Below are 13,333 nucleotides of genomic sequence, written 5' to 3'. Positions count from 1 at the left end.
GGAGTTTGGGCAATCGCCCAAAAAATACGAAGTCGCCCGGTCCAAGATTGCCACGAGATACAGGAAACCCCGCCGCATCGGACTGGAGGTGATGTCTAGAGTGCATTCTCAGCCAGTTTTTTCGATAAGCTGTCGATGGACGGATAATTCCACACCAGGGTTTGCGGCAGTTTCAAACCCAAGAACTCCTCTAGTTTCGCCATGACCACCAGAGCCTTGATGGAGTTCAAACCGAAACTATCAAACGGCGCGCGGATGTCGATGTCTTCCGGAGACAGGCCCGATTGACGGGCGATTTGCTGCACCAAAAAGCGTTTGATATGCGGCGCACCAACTCTCTTCGGAGCCTGAGGCGCAGGGGCAGAAGCCGATTGAACTGGAGACGCTGGTTGAGTTTGCGGGATCACGTCTTCGGGTCCCAATTGCGCGAGGGCAGGTGGCACCACGACCCCCGCCAATCGAAGTGCGCTGAGGCGGGTGAGGTAGGCCGCGCCCCGCATCAGCCCCCCCGCCACCTCGAAAACCTGTCGCTTGGTGGGGTCCGCGTAGGCACTGCCTCGGGTCCAATGATTAAACGCTCCCATGGCCGGGCCACACCAGACTTGATGGTCCGCCTCCCGTCGACCGGCGATCGCCCAAGCGGAGCTTTGCCCCAAATACCAGCGGAAGATCAACGCCATGCGATGTTTGGGATCACGCCGGGCACAGTCTAGCGTTTCGGGGTCGCGGGGTTGGAAATAGCGCTCCACCTGACCCCAAACCTCATCAATGGAACATTGGAAGATCTGCCGTTCCAGCTTGACTTTTTCCAGGGCAGGGATCTCATCAATGGACTGGTGGGCTTGGAAGAGTGCCTCTAAGCGTCGGGCTCGGAAGGCAAATAAGGTGGCCCGTTTGGAGACCTGGACCTTTGCCCCCAATTCGAACATGTCGGCGGAGGGCGCTAAGACAACATCATCGGTCCCCATTTCCGCCAAATGCAGTTTGACGATGGCCGAGGTGCCCGCTTCCACACAAGCTTGGTTGATTGATCCGGTCACCACATAGTCCGCGCCCAAGCCAAAGGCTGCGGCAACGGCTGCAGGTGTGCCAATGCCCCCGGCCGCACCGATGCGCACAAAGTGACCGCTGTTGAGCGCGACATCATTGCGGATCGACAGGATAAGGGGCAGCAGGCTGGTGAGTTGCTGGGAATCCGTATGGCCACCAGAATCCGCTTCCACCGTAACATCTCCAGCCACGGGAACCTCTGACGCCAAGACGGCCTGCTCGGAGGTGATCAAACCGGCGGCTGTCAATTGCCTCAACATCTCCAAGGGCGCGGGCTGCATCATCCGCAGCGCCAGGGAAGGGTTGGAGAGTTTGACGATCAGCTGGGTATCCGCCTGCACCGAGCCATCCCCGGCCCGGCGCAACCCGGCGGCCCGGAACCGCACCAAAGCCGGTTGCAAGTCGGTGAAGGCAGAGGCTTCCAGGCTGCGCACACCTCGGCTTAAACACAGATCCACCAGCGCCATTTCTTGATCCGGCCGATCGAAATGGTGGATCAAATTCACTGCGAACGGTCCACTGGGCAGTCGTTGGCGCAGCTCTTTTATCGCAGCGTCGATCTGCGACAGGTCCAGACCGGCAGCCCCAAAACTGCCGAGATAACCTGCCTTCCCCATGGCGACAACCAACTCAACGGAGGATATCCCATTGGCCATGGCTCCGGCCATATAATTGAAGCGAACCCCATGGGCGGATCGGAAGCCTGGATCGCCCAGTTTGTCGGGGGGAAAGGCGGGAATCTGCAGCCCGTTCCATTGACAGGGTCGCGTCAAATCCAAAAGATCTTGGCGAAGCTGTTGCGGATTGGCCGTCATGATTGGACCTCTTTTTGAGCGATGCGCATGCCGAGCCCCTCCATCAAGCCGATCACTCGACCGTTATAGATAAACTCCACATCGGCAACCACCCATGGCGCGGGGCCATTTTCTAGGCCAATGATGGTGATTCGATAGCCGAACACACCGACCTCTCCCGGCACTTGTCCCCTAAAACGCACCCGCACCGGCACATCCAGGACCGGTTGGAAACGGGCCGGGCCGGTGACCTGTTGGTCCATGCCGCAGGCGAGCATGAAGATTTGCAAGGTCTGGCGGCTGCCTTCCAACATGCAGGGACCGGCATAGACCGGATCGTCCTTGAAGTGACTGCGGATATACCAATCGGTGGGATCGAGGTCCTTTTCCGCATAAAGTGCCCCAATGCCATAGGCCCCGCCGGTCGTATCAATCTCCGTGACCCGATCAATCATTTGCACTGCGGGTGGCGGAAGCTTCAAACCCTGCGGACCTGGCGATGGGGTATTGGTGAGAATTTCCAGCTGACCTCGAGACAGCGCAAGCAGGTCTTGTTGATCCAATACGGATCGGGTCACCGCCAGAGGCGCTTGGTTTCGGGGGAAAGATCTTGGCTCGCGGGATCGATGGGCTTCGGTGATGCCCGCCCCGCCTTTCAATTCCTCTGCGGTGAAGAACCCGGCGCAGCAATCCCGGATGGTCATCATCGGACGACCGGAAACGGAGCAATCAAAATCCGTATAGAACAGTAGCGCGTCGCCCGCTTCCGAGAAGCGGCGCAGCGAGATATCATAGGCGATGGTCTCTCCGGCCTGAGGCATATCTCCGTAATAGGTGAAGGTGGCGTCCAGCCAGCGATAGTGGCGGAGGCCTTGATTAAGCCGGTCCACCCCAAGCCAGGAGGCCAGCACCAAAATCCCCTGGGCGTCCAGCGCCATATAGGGGGCTTGGCCATCCACCCCATACCAGGCATTTTCTGGCACATCATATTCGGTAACGATCCGGGCCGGACCCAGCACATTGGGCGTGCCCTCCATCAGGGTTACCCGACTGAGCGCGGTGAAGGGTGGGCTCGGCAGGCGGAGGCGCAGTGGGTATTGATCGATGTCCGCCCAATTTGGTCCGAAAACGCGGGAGATTTTGCCCTCGGCAAACTCCATCACCGCCGCTTCATCCAATATCGGAGTCTCGACGGGTGCGTGGGAGACAGGCTTGTGCAGGGGGGCGGAGGGACGTGCCGCCCCCTGACTTGGCAGCGGCATCCGTTCGGCCAGTTCCAGCAGAGCGTCATGGGTGGCAGCCTGTTGCCAAGCATTGGCAAATAATGCGCGAATCACATCACGCCGTGTATCGAATAGGGGAGGCGAAGGTGCGGGGATCGGCGGTTGCGACGGGACCGAGGGGTTTTGCAACCCCTGTTTCAAGAGCTGGCGTAGCTTCGGATCCCGCAGCTTGGCGGTAATCGGCGGGCCGCCCAGTTCGATAGGGATGGTTCTCGATCTGTCGGCGTGAGCAGCCTTCTTCGCGAGGGGCTTTGTCAACGGCACCCGATGAGACACCAGCGCCGCTTCGAGACGCGCCAGACACTGGGCTTCGGGAAGGCCTCGCTGGCTGACCGAGACGGCGCAATAGGGCTTGTCAGCACCAAGGGTTTCACTGATCCAGCGGGTGCAAGATGCGCCTGGACCCAGTTCCACAAACACCCGTGCTCCGGCCTCGTGGGCACTTTGAATTTGCGCGGGGAAATTAACCGTGGTGCAAAAGCCCGTCGCCATCCAATCCGCCAGGACCTCTGGCGTCCACTCCCGATCATCCGCAGCACTCAACAGGGCGCGGGGTTCGGGCGGCGTGTCGGCGGGGATTCCCAGGACTCGGGCCAGACGGTCCTTTTCGGCAAAGGAGGGCGGGCAGTGGATGGCCAAGGGAGCGGCTATTTCCACCCCATCCCGATTCAGGTCTCGGATCAGAGCAGCGCATTGTTCAGGATCCCCGGCAATCACGGTTTCTTCCGGCGTGTTGATATGGGTGACAAACACCCGATTATAATCGCCGATCCGCCCTCGAACCTCCTCGGCGGAGGCCAAAAGAACGTGGCTGGTCCATCGGACAGTGTTCGTCTTTTCCAAGCCGAAATGCGCACGCACCCCCTCCATGGGGCCCATCAACCGGGCGAGGGCGTCGGAGTGCATCAGCGCATCGAATTCAGAGCTGGAGAGGGGCCAATGCCCCGCCGCATGCAACATACTCAACTCGCCCAAACTATAACCGAATATGATATCCGGGGTCAGCCCGAGCTTTGATTTCAAAAGCCGGGTGGACAGGGTGGGCAGTACCACGCCGAGCTTAAGCAGATCCGCGATGGAACCTTGCAAACGCGCCTGAGCCCTATCCCATTCCGCCGCATTGCCCGGTCCCATGGCCTGGGGCGGATACAGCAGCTTGGTGTCGAGGATCATCGCTGGATCGCCATAATCCGCGAGCCTTTCTATCGCCTCGGGCAGCAATCGGAATAGATCCCGGCCCATGCCCACATCCACCGCGTTCATTCCCGAATAAACAAAAGCGATTTTCGAGGCAGGCCCCACAGGTTGGCCGGTGAAATAGCTCCCCCTTGGCGAGGTCCAGGTCTTGCCGCGCGCCGCATAATCGGCCAAGGCGTGCTCCAAGGCGTCGGCTTCTTGCTGAAGGTCCGCCGCGTCCTCGCCCACCAAGGCCAGGGCAAGAGCAGATTTCATCTCGCTGTGCTCTTGCGCCACGCGAACCGGATCTTCCCCTTGACGCAACCGTGTTTTGACCGCGCGCAATCCCTCCTGCAAGCCCGCCAGATCGGGAGCGGTCACCGGCAGGACGATAGGTGACAGATCGGTGCTCGACGTCACGCGCAGGGGCACTGGCAGGGTCACAGGCTCTTCCACCACCGCCACCGAGCCGACACAGCCGTCTAACCCCAGGCTTGTCACGATAGCGGCTCGAACCTTATCAGTACCGGTGATCCAGGGAATGGGCTGTTCGGTGACCCATAACCCCGCGTCGGCCAGCGCAGCCGATTTCGGTCCGGCCCAATCGGGCACGGGTGGCAGATAGCGGTCCCGCACCGCCAGAACCGCATGGATGAGAGCGGCGATACCCGACGCCGCCATGCTGTGACCGAGCAGCGCTTTCGCCGAGCCCAAAGCCGGTTTCAGACCCGTGCGTTCCATCGCGAAGACATTTTTCAGCGCGGTGATTTCTGCCTGATCCTCCGCTGCGATGCCGCTGGCATGGGCTTCTACATAGCCGATATCGTTGGAACTGAGCCCCGCCTTCGCCAGCGTGTCACGCAGGGCTTCCGTCAACGCCGCATCGGTTTCAATCGGCGCGGGTGCTTGGTCATGGGGGTGTTGAGCGGGCGCATCGATCAGAGACATGCCGGAGAGGCAGGCATGGATCGGGCGATTTTGCGCCCTTGCCGCCTCTGGCTTGGTTAGCACCAAAGCCCCGGCCCCCTCGCCTGGCATCCACCCCTTATTGTTCCGATCGAAGCCAAAGGGGTGACCTTCCGCGGCCGCTTGGGTGGCGTAACGGGCCCGCAGGTTTAAATGTTCGGCGGTGCCGGTCAGATCAATGCCAACGACGACCACCGCTTCGGCTTCTCCGGCATCCAACATCATCTGCGCGATTTGCACAGCCCGGAACACGGAGTTTTCTTCTTCTGACAAGGAAAACGCCGGGCCAGAGAAATCCCAAAGTGCCGCCACCCGTGACGCCAGCAAATTGCCCACATAGCCTAAGAAATCACCAGCTTCCGGCTTGCGATGCAGCCCGTCCGCCACCGCGTCGATCAATGCCTGGACGGTGTCTTCCGGCAAATCGAGACCAGCCTCTTTTAAGGTGCGGCGCAATCGGGGTTCCGCTTCCCAACGTTCTTGCAATCGTTGAATGAACGGTTCATGCCCCATGCCGACCAACACCGCCACCCGGCTGCCCGGCTCAATTCCCGCTTCGCGGAGCGCGGCGTCGGCGGTATCTAGTGTCAGAAGATGTTGTGGGTTGAGATTTTTGAGTTCCTTTGGCGGCATGCGGAAGCGGAGCATATCCACTTCAAACCCATCCAGATAGCCACCAATAGGAGCCAAGTGATTGGGGCTGAGGCCGGAGAACCGGTTTGGCGGCACGTCTCGGAGACCGGACCGACCCCGATAGAATGCCGTACTCAACGCGTCCATATCCCGCCATCCGGCAAAACATCCAGCCATGCCGATCACGGCCAGATCGGTTTCCGGCTGGGGTGTCGTTTCGGGCGAGCGCAAGTGCAGTGCCGCCCCAGGGGCATCGACCACCATATGGGCATTGGTACCGCCAAAGCCGAAAACGTTGATCGCCGCGCGACGGGGATCGCTGTCCCGATTTGGCCATTGGCTGGGGGTTTGCACGATGAGATCCCCATTGACACGGCCATCTTCAGAGGTAATGGACTCTCGAATGCCAATGGTGGCGGGGATGGTGCCGGTATTGAACGCGTGCAAGATTTTGATGAGTCCCGCTCCGCCAGCCCCGGTCAGCAAATGGCCGATATTGGACTTGAGCGAGCCAATGCGAGGCGGTGTTGGGCCGGTGAAGAAGGTGGCAATCACGTCCACTTCGCTGCGATCGCCGAGCGCTGTGCCGGTGGCGTGGCATTCCACGTAATCAACACTCTTTGGATCAATACCGGCTTCTTCATAGGCCCGCTCGCAGGCAGCCAACTGGCCGATACGGTTGGGGGTGACGATATGCTGGCCCTTTCCGTCACTGCTCAGACCGATGCCGCGAATAATGCCGAGGATCTCATCCCCGGCCCGCTCGGCTAGGGAAAGTGGCTTGAGCACCAAAGCAACCGCCCCTTCCGCCACGGCCAAACCGTCGGATTTTGCATCGAACGGGCGGCTACGGTCCGTCGGCAGGGCTTGTAAGGTGGAAAACCCAAGCGAGGCGAACACCGGATCAGAAGCACTAACCGCGGCCACCAGCATACTGTCCGCATGGCCGTGTTTGAGATGAAAGGCGGCCAGTTTCATGCAGTAAACGATGCTGGCACAGGCGGCATCAATGGCATAGCGGGGGCCGGCTAACCCCAGAGCGCGCGCCAAAGTGCTGGCCGTAGTCCCTGCAATGGCCCCGTTCAGCGGATCGATAGGACCGCGATCCGGACGCAGCCGATCCCAGTCAATGGGGTAGCCCTCCAGCACCTCCCGCAAGGCCGGTTCCATCAGCCGGTCATAATCCGGGCCCACCAAGGAGCTGACCGAGCGGGTGACCGACCAAGTATAGGCCCCGAGGATAATACCACAGCGTTGCAATGCCGCCGTATTGCCACGCAATCCGGCGGTTTCAAGCGCCTCGCGGCAGGCCTGCAGTGGCCATTTTTGCAAATTATCGAAACGGGCCAATTGGGTGGCGGGAAGCTGGTACCCCTCCAAATCCAGGTCTTGGTCGGAAAGCCAGCCGCCGGTAATATTGGAAATCCGGTCCGCCTTACCGCGCTCGGCATCGTAGAACAGAGAGGGATCTATTCGCCATTCTCTGGGGCTTGCCGCGCGAATGGCGCAGGCTCCCGCATCCAGGTTCGCCAGAAACTCGGGCATATTCGCCGCATCAGGCACGAAGCAGCCTTGACCGACCACAGCAATCGGATCGAAAAAGTTAGGCATTGAGCGTTTCTTTATCGTGCAGTGTCATCGCGTCAGCAGGAGCAATCGGATGGGCTTCCACCACCAGTTGGGCCGGGCCGCCAGGAGCGCGGGAGAGCTCGTTGACAAATAACGCCGCCCCTTGATCCAGCGGGATGGGCCAGATGCCTTTTTCAATGAAACGCTCTTCCATGTCCGCCGTCACCATGCCCCCTTGCCAGGGCCCCCAATCAAAAGCGACCACACGGCAATCCGGTAATCGGCCCGCCATCCGACGGGCGACAACGTTCAAGATCTCATTGGCCATGGCGTAATCGGCTTGCCCCTCATTGCCATTGGTGGCGGAGGTGGAGGAGAACAGGGCCAGATAGCGCAGCTGTTCCGGGTCCAACGCGGCGAGAAGATGGTTGAGCCCATCCACTTTCGGGGCGAACACCTTGTCCACATGCGCTTTGGTCTTGTTGGTGATCAAGCAATCGGCCAAGGCCCCGGCCCCATGGACCAACCCGGTGATCGGACCCCAGTTTTCGGTGATCTCGGCGACCGCATTTTGTACCGCGTCCGCATCGCCCACATCGACGGAAACATAATGCACCGCACTGCCGGTTTGACCGAGCCGTGCGAGGGTGTTTTCGATTTCCCGACCGGCAAACACCCTTTGGCAAACCGCTTCAATCTCCCGGGGATGCGCCCGAATGCCCGACCGCTTGATATCTTCCAGATATTTGGCGCGCAATTCCGCAATGCTTTCTGCGCCTCGTGACCAAAGCGGGTCGTCCATGTTGCGCTCGGTCCGGCCCAATAACACCAAGCGGCACCCGCTACGTTCCGCCAAAGCTTGCACGCAGGCCGAGGTCACACCCCGAGCCCCGCCGGTGACAAGGATCAGATCATTTTCATCGGGGCCGCGATCCTCTGCGACCGCCTCTTGCCCCACAAGCTCGATTCCGTAACGCGTCCCCTCCCGCCATGCGGTACCCAGCATTTCGGTTTGAGCGCCTGAAAGCTCCCTCACCACTTGCTCCACCATCTGATCAACCGGGGTCAGCGGATCGATATCCACTGTGTGGGCTTCGATCGCGGGGCATTCCAAGTGTAACGTGCGCATCAAGCCACCGGCCCCGCCGCCCATGGCATGGTCCTTCCGATCCGCACCAAACCCCATCGCGCCATCAATCCGGGTCACGGCGAGGAAGCGGGCCGATCCTTTGGAGGAAAGCGGCTCAATGCAGTGTTTGGCGAGCAGCAGTAAACCGATTTGCTCAGCGCGCAGACGATCCCGATCCGCCATGGCAGAGGACAGATGCACCACGGCATCTAATCCGTCATGGTTTCCAACCACATTCAAGACAGCCGCCTCGATTTGCACCTCAACACATTCCGCCAGGGGAACCGGGAGCGGCAGCGGCAGGGGGCGATGCCCCATGACGGTGAGTTTTTCCGTCAATGTCTGAAGCTCGACTTGGTCCTCACCGACCAGCAGAATGACCGACTGCTCGGGCAGGCCAACCGGCATCGGTGGTCCGACGGGACTGATCACGGCGGCACGGGCTTCGGTAATAAGAGGAGTCTGCTCATTTACGACCGGAAGCGGTGTCTCAAATGCCGCCTGGTTCAGATAGGCCACCACCGTATCGACCAAATCCCGCAACAGCCGCGCCGTGCTCAACGGTTTGACTTGGGAAGCGGGCAGGCCGGTTTGAATGCCCAGAGACGACGCGATCTCCACCCGTTTGATGGAATCAATCCCCAGGTCCGCTTCCATATTCATGTCCAGATCCAGGAATTCCGCCGGATAACCGGATTTTTCCGCTACGATCTCCAGCAGCAGGGCTTCCACATCCAAATCGAGCGCGGCCAGTCTGGGCGCTACCTCCGGAGCGGGGGGCGGGCCACCTGTGTTTAGGCGTGCCAAAACATCGGCCAAGCTGCGGGACTGGGCCAACTCTTTCACGGGGGGGGCGCCAGGCAGTGCATCGACCAGAGCTGTCAGGATCTCCACCCGTTTAATGGAATCGATGCCGAGATCGGCCTCCATATTCATGCCCAGATCCAGAAACTCCGCCGGATACCCGGATTTTTCCGCGACGATCTCCAGCAGCAGACGTTCCGCATCCAACCCCTTCGCGGCCGGGGCGGGCGCTACCGCCTGAGCGGGGGCCGGGCTACCCGCGTTGAGGCGTGCCAAGACTTCGGCCAAGCTGCGGGACCGGGCCAGCTCTTTCACTGGGGGCGTGTCGGGCAGCGCTTCGGCCAGAGCGGTCAGGATCTCCACCCGCTTAATGGAATCGATGCCGAGATCGGCCTCCATATTCATGCCCAGATCCAGAAACTCCGCCGGATACCCGGATTTTTCCGCAACGATCTGCAGCAGCAGGCCTTCCGCATCCACCATCACCGGGGCCCTCGAAGGGGGCGCCGCGACAGGGTCCGGGACCGAAGGGTTTGGTGCCGGGATTGGTGCAGGGGGCGGCACAGGCATGGACGGCGCGGGCGGCATGGACGGCGCGGGAGGTCTGGCGGGACCCAGTCCTCCAGTCAGCTGTCCGAGGGAAGCCAACTGCGCGGTTTGACCGCGCAGGAAGGTCTCGTGGGCACGCATCAGAGCCGCTTGATCTTCTTGAAAAGCCTGCGCGGCCCGTAACGAGGCCTCATCGCCCCGCTGATAGAGTTGCGCGGGCACTTCCAGACGGTCCGTCTGCAAGGTTAAGAAGCGCTCATGCAGTTCCAAGGTTTTGCGCATCAGCCCATAGGCGTCCGCCGTCTCCGCCGCCGACATAATCGGCTGTGATGCGGGAGCCGACGCAATCGGCTGTGGTGCGGGAGCCGACGCAATCGGCTGTGGTGCGGGAGCCGACGCAATCGGCTGTGGTGCGGGAGCCGACATAATCGGCTGTGGCGCAGGAGCAGGGGCTTCCGCTTGAGCCGGTACGGGGTGGGGTGATTGGACGAGCGGTGTGTCGGGGCGTTTGCTTGGCATGAAAACGGGACGACCAGCGTTAAGGGAAACAATGCGGCGGTTGTTCGGCGCCGCTTTAGGGGCGGGGGCTAAGGGCTCAATGTCGGTCAAGGGCAGACCCGCCACCCGCAGTGCCAAAATCGCCTCGCGCAATTGGGCGGCATCATCGCCCCCGGCACGAGGGTTGGTGGCAATGGTCAGATGGGGACGGTCGCCTAAAATGGTGCCGATCAGTTTGCCCAAAATGGCGCGGGGGCCGATTTCCACAAACACCCGACCGCCTTGGCGATAGGAGGTCTCAATCATTTCCAAGAACCGCACCGGGCTAAACGGCTGCTGGGCGAGCATATCTCGCACTGCCTCCGCGTTTTTGGGAAAAGCCCCTCCGGTCACATTGCTGAAGACGGTTTCTTGGGGTGTTGCGAACGCCGCCTGTTCAAGAGCGGCCAGCCAGGGGGTTTTGGCGTAACGGACACATGCGGTGTGGAAAGCCGCCGCGACTGGTAGGCGGATCACGTCCAGTCCCGCCGCCTTCAACTGAGCATCCGCCGCGTCGATACCCGCGATGGTTCCGCCGACGACCACTTGTTCCGGTCCGTTGATATTGGCAATGCTGACGCCGTCGATGGCCGCAATGGCCTCTTCCACCGTCCCGGCATCCGCTTGGACTGCGATAAGCGTCCCCGCATCCTCTTCTTTGGCTCCCCCTTTTGCCCTCCCTTTGGTGGGCGGCGTGAGTGAACTGCCCCGTGCCAAGACCAAGGAACGGTAGACCTCATCTCCCATAGCCCCCCCTGCCCAGAGCGCGGTCAATTCACCAAAACTGTGCCCTAAGAAGTGTTTCGGAGCCAATCCGGCCTGTTTCAACGCCCCATAACTGGCCATGCTCACCGCACCAACACTGCCTTGGGCATAGAGTGTGCGGGTCAGGTCGGCAGAGCGTGCCTTTTCTTCTTGGGGAGTGAACGACGGCTGTGGGTAGAGCTTGGCGGAAAGCGGAGCATGACCGGCTGCGACATAGAGCGCATCGAACTGGGCCAGGCTCGCCATGGCCTCCGGCCGTTCAATGGTCAGCCTTGTGCCCATGCCCACATATTGCGCCCCTTGCCCCGGGAACACCGCCACTACTTGCTCCACCCCCTTAAAGCCTGCTCGACGGTAGTGGCAGCCATTGGGGAGTTGCCAGGACTCCGCCTCCGGTTGCTGCTCAAGTCGGGCTTTTGCCAGTTTCAGCTTGCTGATCAGATCCTCTCTGTCTGTACAGAGCAGACCGAGACGGGCTTCATGGGCATTCGGTGTGCTGTCCCGGCTCTGGGAGATTAAGGCGTGGTAATCCGCCTCGATCCGCAAAGTCGCGAGCTGGTCGCCGATCCGCCGAGCCAGGCTGGCGGGATCGGAGGCGACGAGCAGCACCATTTGAAGCGCGGGGTTAAATGGAAGCGATTGAGCAGGCGCGTCCGCTTCATATTCTTCCAGCACCACATGATAATTGGTGCCGCCGAAGCCCATGGCACTGACAGCGGCCCGGCGCGGGGTTTCTTTATCGGTGCGCATCCAGGGACGGAGTTTGGTATTGATGCAGAACGGTGTCTGATCGAGCTTCAGACCGTCACTGGGTTTAGAGACATGCAGTGTCGGAGGCAGAATTTTGCCATGCAGTGCTAAGATTGATTTAATCAGACTGGCGGCACCCGCTGTGGATTTAGTGTGGCCGATTTGCGATTTCACGCTACCAAGGGCAATGCGCCCGGACCCGGCATCCCCCTTCCCATAGACTAAGCGCAAGGCGGCCATTTCGGTGGAATCACCGCTCACCGTGCCGGTGGCATGGGCTTCGATCAAGCCGATGGAGGCCGGATCCACAGCGGCCTCCTGCAAAGCTTGCCGTATCGCCCGGGCTTGACCGGAGGCGGAGGGGGCGAAAATGCTTGTGCCGCGCCCGTCGCTGCTCGTGCCGATACCTTTGATCACAGCATAGATGCGATCCCCATCCCGCTCCGCATCCGCCAGCCGCTTCATCACCACCATAGCCAGCCCTTCGGAGATCAGCGTACCGTCCGCCCCCTCATCAAAGGACCGCACGGCCTCCCCTTTCGACAAGGCCGGGGTTTTAGAGAAGCTGAGATAGGAGGTGATCGAGTTATCCGTATCCACCCCACCGGCGACCATAACGGAGGCTCGGCCACTCTCCAATTCATTGGCCGCCACATGCACCGCACAGAGCGAGGAGCCACAGGCCGCATCCACTGCACAAGAAAGCCCACCAAGATCAAGGCGATTGGCCACCCGCGACGCCACCACATTACCCAGGAAGCCGGGAAAGGAATCTTCCGTCCATTCCGGATAGGCAGAACCGATCTGCTCGACGATTTGGTCGATTTGGGCATCCCCAATGCCGTTGGCCGCTAAGACCTGACGCCAAACTGGGTATTCCAATCGGGCCCTAAGGCCGATCAACAATTTCAAGGTGGTGCCGGAAACCCCAAGAACAATGCCGGTATGAAGATGGGAGGTGTCGGGTCTGAAGCCTGCGTCTTGAAGCGCCTCTTTCGCCACCACCAGGGAAAGGAGCTGCGCCACATCAATGGAAGCGAGAGAACTGACCGGAAGCCCGAATTCCAGCGGATCAAAATCCAGATCAGGGATAAAACCTCCGACACGGGAATAGGTTTTGTCCGGGCAGGCTGGATCTTCGTTGAAGTAATCGTCAATCCGCCAGCGCGAACCGGGGACCGGTCCCAGGCAATGGGCACCCTCCACCAGATTGCGCCAATACTCGGCAAGGGTTCGTGCACCGGGCAGAACGCAGGACATGCCAATAATGGCAATCGGAGCGCGAGGCTGCAAGATGGGCTCATTTGACTTGGACATGGCAACCTGTT

At 60.6% G+C, this 13,333-nt stretch carries 2 protein-coding genes and 3 pseudogenes; all 5 read right to left on the bottom strand.

Translation table 11 applies throughout. From position 1 onward, the window contains the following. Nucleotides 1-95: 95 nt before the first annotated feature. A complete protein-coding gene (locus tag ACLIRY_RS14425; protein WP_413206111.1) occupies nt 96-1,865 on the bottom strand; it encodes a PfaD family polyunsaturated fatty acid/polyketide biosynthesis protein in 1,770 nt (589 codons plus the stop codon). Beyond that, the gene (locus tag ACLIRY_RS14420; protein ID WP_413206110.1) at nt 1,862-7,513 is read right to left on the bottom strand and encodes a beta-ketoacyl synthase N-terminal-like domain-containing protein; all 5,652 of its coding nucleotides are present in this window, start codon (nt 7,511-7,513) and stop codon (nt 1,862-1,864) included. Before ACLIRY_RS14420 ends, ACLIRY_RS14425 begins: the two co-directional genes overlap by 4 nt. Then, nucleotides 7,506-8,366 (bottom strand): annotated as a pseudogene (locus ACLIRY_RS14415) (SDR family NAD(P)-dependent oxidoreductase); the annotation flags it as partial. The gene ACLIRY_RS14420 and the pseudogene ACLIRY_RS14415, both read right to left, overlap by 8 nt. Nucleotides 8,367-9,208: 842 nt before the next feature. Beyond that, nucleotides 9,209-9,326: pseudogene (locus ACLIRY_RS14410) on the bottom strand (phosphopantetheine-binding protein); the annotation flags it as partial. An 81-nt stretch (nt 9,327-9,407) separates the two neighbouring features. Beyond that, nucleotides 9,408-13,322: pseudogene (locus ACLIRY_RS14405) on the bottom strand (beta-ketoacyl synthase N-terminal-like domain-containing protein); the annotation flags it as partial. Nucleotides 13,323-13,333 lie beyond the last annotated feature (11 nt).

The organism is Rhodospirillum sp. A1_3_36, from assembly GCF_047263945.1.
In the GTDB taxonomy this organism is placed as follows: domain Bacteria; phylum Pseudomonadota; class Alphaproteobacteria; order Rhodospirillales; family Rhodospirillaceae; genus Rhodospirillum.
This window is presented reverse-complemented; position numbering and strand designations above follow the sequence as displayed.